Genomic DNA, 16,584 nt, shown 5'->3' with positions numbered 1-16,584 from the left:
GCGTGAGATCAGCCGACGGCTTTCTCATACTGGGCTTCGACATATTCCCAGTTGACCAGATTGGCGAGGACGGTCTTGACGAAGTCGGGACGGCGATTGCGATAGTCGATGTAATAGGCGTGTTCCCAGACGTCGACGGTCAGGATGGGCGTCGCGCCGTGGATCAGCGGATTTTCCGCGTTCGGGGTCTTGGAGACCGCGACCTTGCCGTCCTTGACCGCCAGCCAGGCCCAGCCCGAGCCGAACTGCGTTACGCCGGCGTTGGCCAGCTCTTCCAGGGCCTTTTCGACCGAGCCGAACGCCTCGACGAGCGCCTTTTCGACCTTGCCGGGAACCTTGCCGCCGCCAGCCGGCTTCAGATATTTCCAGAATTCGGCATGGTTCCAGATCTGCGCGACATTGTTGAACACCGCCGGATTCTTGCCGAAAGAGCCGGTGATGACCTGCTCGATGGGCAGGCCTTCCCATTCTGTGCCCTTGATGAGATTGTTGGCGTTGTTCACATAGGCGGCGTGATGCTTGTCGTGATGGAACTCAAGCGTTTCCGCAGACATGTGCGGGGCCAGCGAATCATAGGCATAGGGCAGTGGATCGAGAACGAAAGACATATATCTCTCCTGAGGAAATTTGCGCCGGCTAAGGCGGCGCGGCGACCCGGGAGGGGCGGCGGCCAAACGTAGAAAGATCGCTCCCGCAGCGCAAGGTTGCAAAAGCGACGAATTGGCCCAAATGATGGAATCAAATTTAAGCAATTTGCTTTTATATTGTTGATTCACGGCTCTTGCGGCCTGAACATTGTCTCGCGGAGAAAGGTTTTCCTCAGCGTGAAAGCGGATCGTACGGTCATTGTGTTCGGCGTTTTCCTGTTCCTTGTGGGACTGGCCGTCGCCTGGAACGGATACGGCTATGTTCAGATCGAACGTGGCTGGACCCTTGTCATCTCGGGTACGATCGCCTTTTGCGCTGGTCTGATCCTGATCGCCCTCGGCTTTGCTTTGCGGGAGCTGGCGGCCATTTCCGCCTCGGTCGCGAAATCGGCGCTGTTTCTGGCGAAAGGCCGGAACAATGGTTCGCCCCTGGCCGAGGCGTCGGAAGCCGCGCCACTTGCCTCGCCGCCACTTGCCCCGCCTCTTGCCGCCTCCGCCCCGGTTCCGGCTCCGGTCGAGCCGGAGCGTATCGCCAATCCGGAGGAAATCGAGCCCGAGCCCGCCGAACCGGCGCATTTTTCTTCAGAGCCTTTCGTGAACGAGACCTTTTCGCCGGAAAGCTGGCGGAAGCCGCCATCGGCGGATTGGGCCAAAGCCGAGCAGGGCGCGCCTCTTCCCCGGGAGGAAGCCCCCTCGGCCAAGCCGCCGGTCTGGATGACCCGCGCTGCCACCCATCTCTCCACTTACGCCAGCGCCCGGACCGAGCAGCAGCCGGCCATTCCGGAAAAGCCTTCCGTCGAGGAAAACGTCGATTGGCTGGAGCAGGCCATCGCGCATGAGGCGGTCGCCGAGAAAGAGGCGGTCGAGCCTTCGGACCATGAAAGCGCAGAACCGCAAAGTGCGGAACCGGAGAGCACGAAACCTGAAAGCGAGGAACCCGAAAGCTTCGCCGAGGCCAGACCCGCTATTGCGCCTTATTGGCGCGAACCTGAGGCCGAAGCCGGGGATCGCGAGGCGGAACGCGAAGCCGAGCCTTTCGGCGAGACCCACGATCACATTCCAGCCCCCGAAGCCAGGCCGGAGCCGGCTTTTTGGTCTGAGCCGAACCTGACAGCTCCGCCGGCGCCCGAGCCGGATTTCGCGCCCGAGCCCACGGAGCCGGAACCTGAGCCCGAGCCCGAACTCGGAGCGGACCTAGAATATGCGCTGGCGCAAGAGTTGGGCCGGGAGCTTGGACGATATCCCGCGCTCCCCGCCGCTCCGGCAAAGCTCGATCCGTCGGAACCGGAACCGGAAGCGGAACAGGAGTCTGAGCCTGAGCCCGAACCTGCGCCGGAGGAAGAGTTCGAGCCACGTCCCGCCATCATTGGCAGCTATGAGGCGCATGGCACCCATTACACTATGTATGCCGATGGCTCGATTGACGCGGAAACCGCGCATGGCGTCTATCGTTTCGCCTCGATGGACGAGTTGAAACGCTTCATCGAAAAGTCCTGAGCGCGGGCCTTCCAGCTCGCGTCAGGACTTCGGCCTCAAGTCTCGGCGCCGACCGCAGCGACCGCAAAGGCCTGGCGCAGGGCGTCCTCCTCCAGTCCGTCGTAACGCCCCGCCGCGCCGCCATGGCCCGCGTCCATATTGGTCTTGAGCAGGATCGGGCCGCCCCCGGTCATGCGCGCGCGCAAGGCCTGCGCCCATTTGGCCGGCTCCCAATAGGTCACGCGCGGATCGGTCAGTCCGGCTTCGATCAGCATGGGCGGATAGGCCTGCGCCTTCACATTGTCATAGGGTGAATAGGACAGCAGGCGGCGGAAGACCTCCGCGCTTTCGATCGGGTTGCCCCATTCATGCCATTCCGGCGGCGTCAGCGGCAGGCTGGCGTCGCAGATCGTGTTGACGACATCGACAAAGGGCACCTCGGCGATGATTCCGCCAAACAGTTCCGGGGCGAGATTGGCCACGGCGCCCATCAACATGCCGCCGGCGCTGCCGCCCTCCGCGACGATCTTTCCCGGCTCTGTCAGGCCAAGCGCGCAAAGATGGCGCGCGCAGGCGATGAAATCCGTGAATGTGTTCGCCTTGTGCTCCAGCTTGCCATCCTCATACCAGCGCGAGCCCTTCTCGGTTCCGCCGCGCACATGGGCGATGGCGTAGAGGAAGCCGCGGTCGATCAGGCTGAACAGAGTCTCGTCGAAGGAATCGGGCAGGGCGGACCCATAGGCGCCATAGCCATAGAGCAGAACCGGGCCGGGGCCGGATTTTCGGTCGCGGCGCCAGACCATGGAAATCGGCACTTTCTCGCCGTCGGGCGCGGTGGCGAAGTCGAGGCGCGAGTCATAAGCCGCAGGGTCGTGTCCGCTGGGAACCTTCTGCCGTTTCAGCAAAACCCGCGCCCGCGTCGCGAGATCGTAATCGTAGATTTCTTCCGGTTCGGTCAGCGAGGAATAGGAAAAACGCAGGATCGGCTGTTCGAAATCGAAATTGCGCTGCAGGCGCAGATGATGGCAGGGCGCCTCGAAATGCAGTTCTTCTTCGACGCCGTCGCGGGTTTTAGTCATCAGACGCGGCTTGCAATCCTCGCGCTCCAGCCAGACCAGCCAGTCGGCGAAAGCCGTGGCGTTGAAGATCATGCGGCCGGGGCGGTGCGGAACCTCCTCCCGCCATTCGCCGAGATCGAGCGCGTCGAGCGCGATGCTCATGAGCTTGTAATCGAAGGCGCCGTCCGCATTGGTTCGCATGAAGAGGCGGTCCCGGCCCGGCTCGACCTCGTAGCGCAGGCCCTCGCGTCGTGGCAGGACAAGGCGGGCGGGGGCTTCGGGCGTTTCGAGATCGACGAGCCAGCACTCCGAGCAATCATGGTCGCTGATCTTGACGATCGCGTGGCCGCGCGACCGGGCGGCGCGAAGATGCACGAACCAGGCTGGGTCGGTCTCCGAAAGGATCAGGCGGTCGGTCGCCGGCTCTGAACCGAGCCGATGCAGGAAGACCTGCGCGGAGCGGAAGTCGTCGTCCATGCGCGTATAGAGAAAGGCGCGGGAATCGCGGGTCCAGACGATGGTTCCGGCGCAATGGTCGACAATATCGGCGCCTTCCGCGCCGCTGGCGAGGTCGAGCCAGCGAATGCGGTGCAGCTCATTCCCGCGTTCGTCGCAGCTATAAGCCAGCAGTTTGTGATCGGGCGAATGGATGGCCTCGCCGAGATCGAAGAAATCCTTGCCTTCGGCGAGGCGGTCGCCGTCGAGAAGAATGATTTCTTCGCCGCCGGCGGCCGGCCTGCGGCAAATCAGCTCATGCTGGCCTTCGGCCCGGTAGCGGCGATAATAAAGCCAGTCGCCATCGCGCGCGGGCGGGTCGCTGTCGGTCTCATCGATGCGCCCTTCCATTTCGGCGTAAATTTTGTCGGCAAGCGGCGCGAGATCGGCCAGGACCGAATCGGCATAGGCGTTCTCCGCCTCCAGCAGCGCGCGAATTTCCTGCGGGAGGACGGCTGGGTCCTGAATCGCTTCACGCCAGTTTTTTGCGCGAATCCAGGCGTAATCGTCGCAAATATCCACGCCATGAGCGGTGAAACGATGCGGGCGGCGCTCGGCGCGCGGGGGCGTGAAGGAGCTGGCGCTGGCGAAAGGCGGCATATGGCGATCGTTTCTCTGGAAGTGGAATGGACGCGGGCAGACATTATTCTTTGCCGGCGCGTTTCGCCAAATTCTTTGGCTTGCGGTCGCGAAAGTCTTATTCTTTCGTAACCCGATAATAAATATGGCCTTGCGCGCGTCATGACTTGGGCCGGAGCGGAGGAATAGTCGTCGGTTTGGTTCCGTTGCGCGGCGTTGCAGCATGACCGGATTTCCCTGCTGCCTTCAGCCGTTTCACGCTATTTTCACGCAATAAATCATGCATTTCAGGATTTCGCTGCGCCGCATAATTCGCCCTTTTATTTAGGTCCTGTTCACATTTCCTGTTGAGCGGGAACCGGCAAAACCATGTTTGTGAAGAAAATCGGAAATTGCCCTTTCGACGATATTGCAAAACATTACTTCTTGCCGTATCTAGAAGCTTAAGGGGCAAATGAATTGCTCCGGGCAGCGTATTCGCTGCGGCAGTCGTCGCCGCGCGGGCGTCTTGCAAAATGAATTCAACCGTCTCAAGGAAAGCCTCGAAGCCATGAGCGACGCGGGTGCGCAAAATTACATTGATCTGGCCGCGGATATCGTTTCCGCCTATGTCAGCAACAATTCTGTTCCGGTATCTGACCTTCCGGGCCTCATCAGCGATGTGCACGCCGCTCTTTTGCGCGTGACGAGCGGCGTCGCGCCGACGGTAACCGAAGCGCCCAAGCCTGCGGTTCCGGTCAAGAAATCCATCACCAACGATTACATCATCTGTCTTGAGGACGGGAAACAGTTCAAGTCGCTGAAGCGTCACTTGCGCACGCAGTACAACATGTCGCCGGAAGACTATCGCGAGAAGTGGGGCCTCGGCGCCGATTATCCGATGGTGGCGCCCAACTACGCCAAGGCGCGCTCCCACCTTGCCAAGCAGATGGGTCTCGGCCAGCAGCGTCGCCGCACCCGCGCTAAATAATCGACATTGCGGCGCGGCGCGCCGCGACTTTGACATCGATGAAATTGATAAGGGCCCGGGGCGACAAGCCGCCGGGCCCTTTTCTGTGTCGCCGCCTCTTGTGACATCGCCCTGTGAGGCCCGCTGGCGCCCCGCGCCGGCCTACTTGCCGGCGAGACGAATTTCGCGCCATGCCGGGGCGCGATCGGCTTGGGTGAGGGTATCGCGCCCCTTCGCATCGACCCGCTTCGTATCGCTCGCCTTGGCGCTGCCCTCGCGCGCCACGCTCCCGCTCTTGATCGCGCCGCCCGCCCGCGCCGCCAGTTCCAGGCATTTCGCGGGTTCGACGCGGCATGTCTCTTGAGCCGCCTGCGCGGCCATCTGCCCTAGCGCGGCGGCCTGATCACCAGCCGCGCCCGTCGCCTCTCCGGCGAGCGAGGCGGCGGTCGTTCCTTCCAATTGGGCGATCTGACTGAACGCGAGTCCAAGCCAGAACAGGCAACGCAGCAAGAACATATGTTTGCCTTTGCGGCGCATGCCGCTGTTTTCAGAATGATCGCCGTCCGGTCGCCAATGTTCGCGTCGGGAGGATCGTCTGAAAAGAGCCTAGCAGCCGCGCGTCGCAATTGGATCAAAACATTCGCTCAAATGCTGCCCCGCGCTTTTAGCGCATTTTAATTTTTTGGCGACATTACAGAAACAAAGCTGAAACCATATCCGGACAATAATGCTTTCAGAAGCCGGAGGATTTGCCCACGTCTTAGAGGTCACTTAACGGGCGAGGCGCAAATTGGTTCGATGAAATGCGTCTTCTGGCGCATGGTTGGTATCGAGTAGAGGCCCATGTCGCACGGTAATGTGCAAAGGCCTGCGTTGGCGGCTTCCGCCGCGCAGCTTGGCGAATTCGAGCGCTGGCGCCGCAATCATTTCATTTCATTGCGCCTGGCCCTCACCATGCCCTTCATGGCTCTTGCGCCCGTGTTCCTGATGGTCCGCGGCGCTCCGAGCAGCTGGGATGTGGTCGCTTTCGCCTTCCTGCTGGCGCCGCTGGTCGGCGTCTACGCCCTGCATCGCTATGGCCGTTTCGACATCGCGCAGGCGATCTGCGTCGGCGCGACCTTGCTGCTCGGCGTCGTGTTGACGCTCGCCAATGGCGCGATCACGATCGGGGCGGTCGCGTGTTTCCTGCTCGGCCCGCTCGAGGCGGCGCTGGGCGATATGCCGCGCTTCGCCAATGCGGGCGCGGTCGCTTCGCTCGCCGTCATGCTGGCGATGATCGCAGCCAATTATCTCGGCGTGCTCTCGCCCCATGGCGAAAGCGGCGCCTATGTCGACCTCGCGACGGTCGTCTCCGCCATGATGTATGGCGGGCTTCTCGCCGCCTGGAGCGCGCGCATGGGCGAGATGCGCGACCGTAACGCCCGCGCCAGCATCGCGGCCTATCGGGAATTGACCGAAACCGTCGGCGATCTCGTGGTCCAGCTCGACCGCACCGGAGCCGTCGTCGATTTCATCACCAATCCCGCCAACGCCTTCCGCCCCGCGCGCAGCGATCTTCTCGGCCGGGGCCTGTTCGAGCGCGTTCTCGTCGCCGACCGCCCGGCCTTCCTGAAGGCCGTTTCCGAAGGTCGGCTCGGCGATCAGATTTCTCAGGCTGAGTTCCGCTTGCGGGTCGAACACGAAGCCGGGCAGGAGGATGAGCACGCCGCGCCCCGCTACATCTGGGTCGATATGCGCGCACATCGCTCGCGCGCCGCCGAGGGCGCCGTCATGGCGATCCTGCGCGATGTCACGCCGATGAAGGAAGCCCATGCTCTGGCGCAGGAAGCGCGCCATGAGAGCGAGCTGGCCAACGCCTGGCGGGAGCGTTTCCTCGCCAATGTCAGCCACGAATTGCGCACGCCCCTGAACGCCATCATCGGCTTTTCGGAAATGCTGAACAATCCGGCGATGGCGCCGAAGGACCCGGCGCGCCAGCGCGAATATGCCGGCATCATCCATCAGTCCGGCCAGCATCTCCTGAGCCTAGTCAATACCATTCTGGACGTGTCGAAGATCGAGACCGGCAATTTCGAGATCGAGCCGGAACATTTCGACATCCCCGGCCTGATCGATTTTTGCTGCGACGTCGTGAAGCTGAAGGCGGAGGAAAAGAAGATCGCGCTTACCCGCTCCTGCCTGCCGCAGATCGGCGAGATCGTCGCGGACAAGCGCGCCTGCAAGCAGATCTTGCTCAACCTGCTGTCGAATGCGATCAAATTCACGCAGGAGGGCGGCAGCGTCGCGGTTCAGGTCCGCGCCGACGGCGCCTTTGTCGAGATCGCCGTGTCTGACACCGGCATCGGCGTGACCCAGGCCGATCTTGACCGCCTCGGCGATCCCTTTTTCCAGGCCAAGTCGACCTATGACCGTCCTTATGAGGGCGCCGGGCTCGGCCTGTCCATCGTGCGCGGCCTTGTCGGATTGCATGGCGGGTCCATGACCTTCGAGAGCGCGCCCACGGAAGGGGCCTGCGTCACCGTGCGGCTGCCATTCGATTGCCGCGAGGGACGCAAACAAGCCGGAAATTATGTGAAGATTGAAACCCTGGCGCGGCGCGGTCGCCCGCTCGCGGCGTCCGACGCCGCACGCCCTAACGATACGGTGAAGAAAATTGCGTGAAATCGCCGCCGCTTCCGATTTCGATTTCGTCGCCCTTGAACCGCGCCGGCCCAGCGCCCGCAAAACCGGCAAGGGGCAAAAGGCCGCCGCCGGGGCGCGTCCGTCGCGGCTCGCCGCCTTGTGGCGCTATCGCACGCCGGCGCTCGGCGCGGGGCTGCTCTGCGTTCTTTTGGGCGGCATCGCCGTCAACGCCATGTTCCTCCAGCATGGTCGCCATCCCGCGCCTCTGTTCGGCTCGACGGTAAAGATCGAGCAGCCAAAGCCGCCGAGGCCGCCCGTCCGTCCGTCTTCGATCGACGCCCTGCTGACGGAGCGGATTCCGAGCGCGCCCCTGCAGCCGGTCAATCCCGCCCAGGGCGCCGCGTTTTCGCCGCCCGCGGTCGATGACGAGCCCGCCAGCGCGCCCGCCAGCCCGGCCGCCACAGCGCCGGTCAAGAAGACACGCGACCCGATCGGCGCGCTGATCGCAGGCAATGGCGTCGCGACGCCCGAAGCTTCGGACAGGAGCGTAACGGCGGCGCAGCGCGCGCTGCGGAAGCTCGGCGCGCCTGTGAAGCCCGATGGCGATTATGGCGTCGCGACGCGCAAGGCGGTCGAAGCCTTCCAGCGCGACAATCACCTTCCCGTGACGGGCGATCTCAACGCCAAAACGCGCCGCCTGCTTTCCGCGCGCGCCGGCCTTCCGGTCGATTAAGGCCGAAAGCGTCTCTCCCTCCGGTCTTTCAACGGTCGAGGCTCGGCTCGTTCGTAATGGTCGACGACGCGGAAAAAATTGACGTCTCGAACCGCGACGCATACAGGTTGCATTCCCAATCTCGATCAGAACAGGATGAGAATGCCGGCTTTCAAAGGCGCGAGCTTTCAGGACAGACAGAAATCGACGGCTGAAGCCAAGAAGGCTTTGCTGGAAAAATTCAAGGCAAGGCCTGCCGCCGACGATCCCGCCGTGATCGCTCGCGAGGCGCAGCGCCGGGAAATCGCTGCGGCGCGCGAGGCCCGCGCTGCCGAACGGGACGCCCGTTTGCGCGCCAAGGCCGAGGAACTGGCCCGTCAGCAAGCCGAAAAAGATGCGGCGGCGCAGGCTCGTTTGAAAGCCGAAGAAGAGGCGCGAAAGGCGGAGAGCGCCGTCGACGCCGCGCGGCGAGAGCTTGAGGAGGAAGCGGCGGTTCAGGCCAAAGCTTTGCTCGAAAGCGAAAAGAAAGCCGAACGCGACGCCCGCTACGCCGCGCGCAAGGGGCGCAAGGCGGAATCCAAGGCTGAACAGCGGCGCTATCGCTAATTCATTGCGACGGCCGCGATCAGCCGGTAGCGGCGATAGCGAGGCGCGCCAGCGCAGGAAGCGACTTCACGCCGGTGCGCTTCATGATCGCGGCGCGATGATTTTCGACGGTGCGCTGGCTGATGCCGAGATCGGCCGCGATGTTCTTGCTCGGGCAGCCGGCGAGAACCATCTCCATGATCTGCTTTTGCCGCTGCGTGAGCCCGGCCATATGGCGCGCGGCGCTCTCGCGCCATTCCGTCAGCTTGCTTGCATCCTGCGAATGGTCCAACGCCCGCCCCACGCAGGCGAGCAATTCGTCGCGGCCCACCGGCTTTTCGAGGAAGTCTGAGGCGCCGGCCTTCATCGCCTCCACCGCCATCGCGACGTCGGCTTCGCCGGTGATCATTACCGACGGCAGGCGATGGCCGTCTTTGGCGAGGCGCTGCAGCAATTCGAGCCCGTTCATTCCGGGCAGGTTGGCGTCAATCAGCAGGCAGGCTTCGCGGCCCGGGCGATAGGCGTCCAGAAAGGCCTCGCAGCTGGCGAAATCCTCGACGGTCCGGCCGTCGTCCTCAAGCACGCTGCGCAGCGCGGCGCGAATGGAATCGTGGTCGTCGACGACGTAAATCACAGGCGGTCCCGGCGGCGCGGCCGTGTCTATCGGCGGGCTGGGCCGTGCGTGCTGAGCCCTCGGCGCAAGGGCGCGTTGAACGGCCTGTGTCACGTCGTCCAGTTTCACCGGCTTGTTGAGCTGCGCGCAATCGGCGCTCGCTATGGCGCTCAGGGTCTTGGTCGAGATGTCGCCGGTCAGGATGATGACGGGCACGTCGCGATGAAGCCTTTCGCGCACCTTGGCCGTGACTTCGAGGCCGTTCATGTCGTTCGGCAGATTGAAATCCGCCAGGATCGCGTCGGGCCGAAAATCCTCGCGCTCGATCAACTGCATCGCCTCGCCGCCATCATAGGCGCGCGCGACGCGATGACCTTCTTCGCGGAGGAATTGCGCCAGCAAGTCGCGCAATTGCGGATCGTCCTCAATGACCAGAATGGCGCCCTTGCGTGTGATCGGCGCCGCGTTCGTGGACGCGGCCTTCTTGCGGCGCTCCCCGGACCCGGCCGCTAAGGCGCCTTCGGACAGCGCGACCTCGATGGCGAAGACCGAGCCGTCGCCATGGCGGGAGCGCGCGCGCACGCGATGGCCGAGCAGGTTGCCAAGACGCCGGACGATGGCGAGGCCAAGGCCAAGACCCAGGCTGCGCTCGCGGGCCTCATTGCCGACCTGATGATATTCCTCGAAAATCGCGTGGATCTCGGCCTCGGGGATGCCGATCCCGGTGTCCCAGACCTCGATCGATAACGCGCCGGCGCGGCGGCGGCAGCCGAGCAGAATCTTGCCGCGCTTGGTATATTTGAGCGCGTTCGAGAGCAGGTTCCGGATCATCTGTTCGAGAATGCGGGGGTCGCTGTAGATCGACAGGCTGCAAGGAACCATGCGCAGCTTGAGGCCTTTCGCCTCCGCCTGATAGGCCAGCTCGTCGCGCAGCTTCCCGAGTACGTCATTGACCGGAAAGGCGCTGATCTCGGCACGGACCGTCCCGGACTCGATCTGGTTGATGTCGAGCAGGGCGTTGAGCATGCCGGTCATGGCGCCGAGCGTTTCGCCGATCCGCGCGACCAGTTTGCGCTCCCGCTCGCCTTCCACCGCGCGCGCCAGCAATCCTTGAAGCAGGGCCAGCGTTTGCAGCGGCTGGCGCAGGTCATGACTGGCGGCGGCGAGAAAACGTGACTTCGCCGCATCCGCCATTTCCGCCCGCTTCCTGGCGACCTCGAGCGCGTCGTTGACGCTCTTGCGCTCGGTAATGTCGGCGAAGGTGATGACCACGCCTTCCACGCCGCCGTCCTGCGTCCGGTACGGCAGGATGCGGCGCATGTGCCAAGTGGCGCCGCGCATCTCGATCTGGCGCTCGACCGGCGCGTTTTTCGCCAGCACCGCGCGCGCGTCGGGCAGCAGCGCGGTGTCGGCCGCAAGCGAGGCGAGGTCCGCCAGAGGCCGCCCGACATCGCCGGGAATGAGGTTGAACAGGGTTTTGGCGGCTGGCGTGAACAGACGGATCTTCAAATTCACGTCGAGAAAGATCGTCGCGACATCTGTGCTGTAAAGCACATTCTGCAAATCGTCGGAGGTGGTCCGCTGCCGGTCCAGCGTTTCCTGGAGCTGGTTGTTGAGAGCGGTCAGCTCCTCGTTGAGCGATTGCAATTCCTCCTTCGAAGTCAGCAGCTCCTCATTGGCTGACTGGAATTCCTCATTGACGGACAAGGCCTCCTGGTTGATCGCCTTGTGCTCTTCGCCGACGATCTCCAGATTGCGGATGGCGCCCTGCAATTCGGTTCGCGTCGCCTCAAGCTCTTGCTCGAGTTCGGCCGCTCGCGAAGCCTCTCCCGGCGCGACGGCGCGGCCATTGCGGCGCTCCTGCTTCGCCTCGTCGAGAAAGCAGATCAGGGCCAGTTCCTCGCCTTCGCTTGAAACCGGACGGGCGGACAGGCTGAAGCAGAGCGTCTCGCCATCGCGCTCGATGCGGCAGCCGCGCGTCGTGATGGGCGCATTGTCCTGAAAGGCTCGCTGGATTGTTGATCTGAGCTTGGCGGCGAAACCCTTGCGGGCCATGAGCAGCAGGTCGTGGGTTGGCTGCCCCGGCGCGACCGTCAGATAGCGATCCGTCGGGCCAACCGAAAAAAGGCATTCGTTCTTGCGATCGATCAGCACGGCGGCGGGAGCGTAATTTTCCAGCACCAGGCTGTGGCAAAGTTCGGCCAGGCGGCTTTGGCGCGTCGGCGTCGACCCCGGGCCCGGCCGCGCCGGGACGCGGGGGCCCTGGCCGCCGGGGAATTCGAATTCCCCCGGACGGCCGCGGGCGGCATGGCGGTAGATGCGATCCGATCTGGAGATCGTGGTGAAGCGGCCGTGAGTGTCGCCGACCGTTTCCGCGCCGCCCAGCAACAGCACGCCGCCCTGCCGCAGCGCGAAATGAAACGGGGCGATGACTTTTGCCTGCGCCTCCGGGCTCAGATAGATCAGAAGATTGCGGCAGGACAGGAAATCGATGCGCGAAAATGGCGGGTCGGCGAGCACGTCCTGCGCCGTGAAGACGACGTCCGCGCGCAGGTCCGAGTTGATTCTGTAGCCGCGCTCCTCCTTGACGAAAAAGCGGGCCAGCCGGTCCGCCGCGACGTCGGACGCGATCGACAGCGGATAGAGCCCGTCGCGGGCCTGTGTCACGGCGTCGGCGTCGATATCCGAGGCGAAGATCTGAAGCTTGACGGCCTTGCCGGCGGCCGCGACCGCCTCGCGGAACAGAATGGCGAGGGAATAGGTTTCCTCTCCCGTGCTGCATCCCACGATCCAGATCCGCAGCGGCTGACCCGCCGGCTGATCGCTCACCATCGGGGGAATGACGTTCTTGGCGAGAAAGTCGAACGCCTTCGGATCGCGGAAAAATTGCGTGACGTTGATGAGCAGATCCTTGGCCAGGAGGTCGAGTTTCACGGGATCGTCGCGCAGGATTTGCAGATAATGACCCATGTCGTCGGTTTCGATCGCCATGCGCCGCTCGATCCGCCGCTGCAAGGTCCCCGGCTTGTACAGCCGGAAATCATGGGCGGTCTTGGTCCGAAGCAGCTCGATGATCCGGGCGAGCCAATCCGGCTCGGGCGCGGGCGGAGCTTCCGCCGCGCGCGCGCGTTCGCCGGGGCTGAGGATCGCCTGCGGGATTTTCGCCGCCAAAAGCACCAGATCCACCGCCCCCGTCAGGATCGCGCTGCGGGGCATGCCGTCATATCCGGCTTGTTCCGGGTCCTGCGCGATGACCAGGCCGCCTTTTTCCTTGACCGCCTTCAGCCCTGCGCTGCCGTCGGCGCCGGTGCCGGACAGAATGACGCAGACGGCGCGGGGGCCGAACTCCTCGGCAAGGGCGTGCAGCAGGAAATCGAAGGGCAGCCGCGCGCCGTGACGCTCACGCGGCTGGGTCAGGCGCAGGACGCCCGCCTTGACGGCGAGATAGGCGCCCGGCGGAATGACATAGAGATGGCCGCGCTCGACCGGCATGCCCTCCGTCGCCTGGCAGACTTTCATCGAGGTGTGCCCGGCCAGAAGTTCGACCAGCATGCTCGCATGGGTGGGATCGAGGTGCTGGACCAGGATGATGGTCAGGTCGGGGTCGGGAGGCAGCGCGTCCAGCACCATCCGGCAAGCGTCCAGCCCGCCGGCGGAAGCGCCGACCGCCACGACGGGAAACGCAGCCGCCTCGGGCGCGGGCGGCGGCTGGTCGGGCAGGAGCGGCGCGGGGGAGGGCGCACCCGCTTCTATAACGGGGCGCAGTTGAACTTTTCGCATGCGAAGCCTTCCGGGAAGATCGCCTGCGTAGCCAGGGCGCCTCGATGCTATCACTTAATTCATCGCCGAAGGCGGTTTTTTGTCGCGGGACGCATGAGTAGTTTCCGACTCTTCGCCGAGTCGAGTGAGGGAGCCTATGTTGCGGATAGGGCGCGCAGCAAAGCGCGGCATTCGATGGAATCGCCCATGAACAAGCTCCGCGTATTGATCGTGGAAGACAACTGGCTCATCGCCGACCTGCTCGCCGAAATGATCGAAGCCATCGGTCACGAAGTCTGCGGCATCGAAACCGGCGAGAGGGGCAGCGTGGCTTCGGCGCGCCGCCTCCGGCCCGACCTGATGATCGTCGATGCGCAATTGCAGGAGGGCAGCGGAATTGGCGCCGTCGACGCGATCGAACGCGAATTTCGCATTCCACATATCTTCGTCAGCGGCGACGTCTCCAAAGTCAGACGGCTCAAGCCAGAGGCGACCCTGCTGCAAAAGCCCTATTTCGAATTTGATCTGTTGGTCGCGATCAAGTCGGCGCTCGCGGCCGAGGCGTCCTGAACGCGAGCGGCCCTCTCGATCAGCGCGCGCCTATGGGTAAATTCCGATGCTGCCGGCGCGGCCGCCGCCGCGATCTATAGGGCCGCAAGCGCGCGTTAATTGAGGAACCCGGGAGAAGACCATGCGTTTACATCATGATGCGATGGCGGGCGAACCGCTCCTGAGAATCGTCTTTGCCGATACGTCCTTTTTGGTCGACCTTCGAGATCACCCAACGCTCGGGGACATCGCCGGCCGGGTTGACGACATCGCGCGCCAACACGAGTCGGCGCCCCTCTCCATCGACGTCAGGTTCTCCGCCTATCGAGAGCCGCCGCGCGCCAATGCCCGCATTTTGATGGGCTGATTAAACCAAGGGTCACGGCGCGCGTGAGCCGCTCGCGACACGTCGGCAAGCCTGCGCCAGCAATGGCGCGGGCTCTCTCAAAGCGCAAAATTCTTGGCCGAATAACAAGGCCTAACGTCATCACCGCCAGCATCACGGTCATGGCTGAACAGTCGACGATCTGGGAGGCGCGCCCATGCCCGCCGCCCTTTGCCGGACCCTGCACGAGAGGAGCCTGGACATGACCGGACATAACCACAGCGTCGTCTGGATCGACCATCATGAAGCGCGCATTTTCCATTTCACCGCCGATGAGGTAGACTCTCTGACTGTGAGGCCCAATGATCCACATGTTCATGTCCATCACAAAGCGAATGCCATCGGCAATGGCCATGCGCCCGAGGACAAGGCCTTTCTTTCAGCCGTCGTCGACGCCATCGGCGGATCGAAGGCGATCCTGATCGCGGGGCCCGGCGTGGCCAAGACGGCGCTCGTCAAATATATCGCCCGCCACGCTCCGACGATGATGGCCCATATTGCCGGCGTCGAGACTGTCGACCATCCGGCCGACGGCGTTCTCCTCGCTCACGCGCGAAGCTATTTCAAGGCGGCCGATCTGATGAGCGCCCAGAAATGACCGCGCTCCCGGCGCGAATTTTCGACTGATGCGCCCAGGCCATTCGGCCTGCTCAATCCAGGCGCGCCCGCTGGCGTGGCAGGGCCGGCGGATGACGACGACAAAAGGATTCAGACCATGAAAATGAGGGAAAACAGGCCAACAATCGAAGACAGCCTGTCCACGACCCTGGAGGTCGAAAATCGCGAGCATCTGGTCCGGCTAATCGTCGAACGTCTCGGGCGGACGGGCGCCGCCGTGACGGAAAGCATGATCCATATCAGCCATTACGGCTTCGACGACCGGATCGACTGGGATGAGCACATCATCGTCGTCGACGGACATGGGGTATTCGGCTTCACCAACGAGGCGTGCCCGCGTGTCGAGATCAAGGGCGATTCCAACAAGCAAAGCGCCCAGCAAATTTTCGGAGATGAGGTTTCCCGCGCCTATGGCGTGGTCGACGGAAACCTCTCCCGACGAGTCTAGAAAGGCCAGAAACAAGAATGAAACCACAGCAGAATAACCGATCTCGCGAGGGCTCGACGAGCCGTCGCGAATCCGGCGCGGGCGCATATGAGTCGCATGGACCGGACGTCACGATCCGTGGCGGCGCGCAGCAGGTGGCGGAAAAATATCTCCAATTGGCGCGCGACGCCTATATCGCCGATAATCGCGTCGCCGCCGAGAATTACCTCCAGCACGCCGAGCATTATTTCCGGCTGGTGGCCGCGGCCAAATCGCCGCGGCCGGAGCCAGCAAGTCAAACGTGAGAGCTTTATTGATGAGCCCATTGTCGGCTGCTTGGGCGATGCAAGCGCCACTCGGGGCGCGAAGGATCAAACCGTTGTGCCGAACAGGGCGCCGACGCCTGTCGTCAGCCCCATGGCCAGCGCGCCCCAGAACGTGACGCGCAGCGCGCCTGGCCCGACGGGCGCGCCGCCCGATCGCGCGGCAAGCGCTCCGAGCGCCGCAAGAAAGATCAGGGATGTCGTGGCGACGAACAGAATCAGTTCAGATTCGGGCGCCAGCGCCGTCACCACGAGCGGCGCCGCCGCCCCCGCTGCGAAGGCGCCGGCGGATGAGAAGGCCGCCTGGATCGGACGCGCCATGAATGATTCGGAAATGCCCAGCTCGTCGCGCGCATGGGCGCCGAGGGCGTCATGGGCCATGAGCTGAGCGGCGACCGTTTTCGCGAGCGCGGGATCGAGACCTCGCGCGACATAGATCGCCGCCAGCTCGCGGTGCTCGCCGGCGACATTCGTCTCGAGTTCGAGCTTTTCGCGCGCGAGATCGGCCTTTTCGGCGTCGGCCTGCGAATGAACGGAAACATATTCGCCCGCCGCCATCGACATGGAGCCTGCGACCAGACCGGCGACGCCGGCGATAAGGATCGCGCTGCGCGTCCCGTGCGCGGCAGCCACGCCGAGCACTAGGCTGGCGGTCGAAAGCAGGCCGTCATTGGCGCCCAGCACGGCGGCCCGGAGCCAGCCAATATTCCCCGTCCGATGGCGTTCCCGGTGTTTTCCGCGCATGCTAGGTATTCCTTGCCGCCTGATGGCTTGGGGGCGACGTTGA

The 16,584-nt window shown here is 63.7% G+C and carries 15 protein-coding genes and 1 pseudogene; 10 read left to right on the top strand and 6 right to left on the bottom strand.

Annotated features, from left to right (window positions below; all coding sequences use genetic code 11):
• Positions 1-8: 8 nt before the first annotated feature.
• Entirely contained in the window at positions 9-608 is a 600-nt protein-coding gene (locus QZ409_RS05470) for a superoxide dismutase (RefSeq protein ID WP_296707621.1), read from the bottom strand.
• A gap of 216 nt (positions 609-824) precedes the next feature.
• On the opposite strand from QZ409_RS05470, the gene QZ409_RS05465 reads away from it, so the two are divergent.
• Positions 825-2,144, top strand: coding sequence for a hypothetical protein (locus QZ409_RS05465; protein WP_296707619.1), 1,320 nt, complete (start codon positions 825-827; stop codon positions 2,142-2,144).
• Positions 2,145-2,179: 35 nt separating this feature from the next.
• On the opposite strand, the gene QZ409_RS05460 is transcribed toward QZ409_RS05465, so the two are convergent.
• Both QZ409_RS05460 and QZ409_RS05455 read right to left on the bottom strand, forming a co-directional pair.
• On the bottom strand, positions 2,180-4,276 hold the full coding sequence (locus tag QZ409_RS05460) for a S9 family peptidase (RefSeq protein ID WP_296707618.1): 2,097 nt from the start codon (positions 4,274-4,276) through the stop codon (positions 2,180-2,182).
• 139 nt (positions 4,277-4,415) lie between these two features.
• Complete coding sequence (locus QZ409_RS05455; protein ID WP_296707617.1) at positions 4,416-4,826, bottom strand: hypothetical protein; 411 nt, start codon at positions 4,824-4,826, stop codon at positions 4,416-4,418.
• On the opposite strand from QZ409_RS05455, the gene QZ409_RS05450 reads away from it, so the two are divergent.
• On the top strand, positions 4,806-5,225 hold the full coding sequence (locus QZ409_RS05450) for a MucR family transcriptional regulator (protein WP_283366039.1): 420 nt from the start codon (positions 4,806-4,808) through the stop codon (positions 5,223-5,225). The two genes, QZ409_RS05455 and QZ409_RS05450, sit on opposite strands and share 21 nt — an antisense overlap.
• 141 nt (positions 5,226-5,366) lie before the next feature.
• Here the strand turns inward: QZ409_RS05450 and QZ409_RS05445 are convergent, their stop codons facing one another.
• Positions 5,367-5,720, bottom strand: coding sequence for a hypothetical protein (locus tag QZ409_RS05445; RefSeq protein WP_296707612.1), 354 nt, complete (start codon positions 5,718-5,720; stop codon positions 5,367-5,369).
• Positions 5,721-6,047: 327 nt separating this feature from the next.
• On the opposite strand from QZ409_RS05445, the gene QZ409_RS05440 reads away from it, so the two are divergent.
• From QZ409_RS05440 to QZ409_RS05430, 3 genes are all read left to right on the top strand, one after another.
• The gene (locus tag QZ409_RS05440) at positions 6,048-7,865 is read left to right on the top strand and encodes a PAS domain-containing sensor histidine kinase (RefSeq protein WP_296707610.1); all 1,818 of its coding nucleotides are present in this window, start codon (positions 6,048-6,050) and stop codon (positions 7,863-7,865) included.
• Positions 7,858-8,559, top strand: coding sequence for a peptidoglycan-binding domain-containing protein (locus QZ409_RS05435; protein ID WP_296707608.1), 702 nt, complete (start codon positions 7,858-7,860; stop codon positions 8,557-8,559). Before QZ409_RS05440 ends, QZ409_RS05435 begins: the two co-directional genes overlap by 8 nt.
• Before the next feature lie 141 nt (positions 8,560-8,700).
• A complete protein-coding gene (locus tag QZ409_RS05430) occupies positions 8,701-9,144 on the top strand; it encodes a DUF6481 family protein (protein WP_296707606.1) in 444 nt (147 codons plus the stop codon).
• A gap of 19 nt (positions 9,145-9,163) precedes the next feature.
• On the opposite strand, the gene QZ409_RS05425 is transcribed toward QZ409_RS05430, so the two are convergent.
• On the bottom strand, positions 9,164-13,516 hold the full coding sequence (locus tag QZ409_RS05425; RefSeq protein ID WP_296707604.1) for a chemotaxis protein CheB: 4,353 nt from the start codon (positions 13,514-13,516) through the stop codon (positions 9,164-9,166).
• Between the two features lie 186 nt (positions 13,517-13,702).
• Here QZ409_RS05425 and QZ409_RS05420 point away from each other — a divergent pair, with 186 nt between their 5' ends.
• The 5 genes and pseudogenes from QZ409_RS05420 to QZ409_RS05400 all read left to right on the top strand — a co-directional run.
• Positions 13,703-14,065, top strand: coding sequence for a response regulator (locus QZ409_RS05420; protein ID WP_296707601.1), 363 nt, complete (start codon positions 13,703-13,705; stop codon positions 14,063-14,065).
• A gap of 121 nt (positions 14,066-14,186) precedes the next feature.
• Positions 14,187-14,411 (top strand): hypothetical protein, encoded by a 225-nt coding sequence (locus tag QZ409_RS05415; protein ID WP_296707598.1) that lies wholly within the window; start codon positions 14,187-14,189, stop codon positions 14,409-14,411.
• Between the two features lie 220 nt (positions 14,412-14,631).
• Complete coding sequence (locus QZ409_RS05410) at positions 14,632-15,027, top strand: translational machinery protein (protein ID WP_296707596.1); 396 nt, start codon at positions 14,632-14,634, stop codon at positions 15,025-15,027.
• Between the two features lie 117 nt (positions 15,028-15,144).
• Entirely contained in the window at positions 15,145-15,495 is a 351-nt protein-coding gene (locus tag QZ409_RS05405) for a hypothetical protein (protein ID WP_296707594.1), read from the top strand.
• Positions 15,496-15,512: 17 nt separating this feature from the next.
• Positions 15,513-15,746 (top strand): annotated as a pseudogene (locus QZ409_RS05400) (DUF4167 domain-containing protein); the annotation flags it as partial.
• A gap of 99 nt (positions 15,747-15,845) precedes the next feature.
• Here the strand turns inward: QZ409_RS05400 and QZ409_RS05395 are convergent.
• Positions 15,846-16,541, bottom strand: coding sequence for a VIT family protein (locus QZ409_RS05395; RefSeq protein WP_296707593.1), 696 nt, complete (start codon positions 16,539-16,541; stop codon positions 15,846-15,848).
• Positions 16,542-16,584 lie beyond the last annotated feature (43 nt).

Source organism: Rhodoblastus sp. (assembly GCF_019449565.1).
Classification (GTDB): Bacteria; Pseudomonadota; Alphaproteobacteria; order Rhizobiales; family Beijerinckiaceae; genus Rhodoblastus.
Note: the sequence above shows the minus strand (reverse complement) of the source record. Positions and strands in the feature narration are given on the sequence as shown.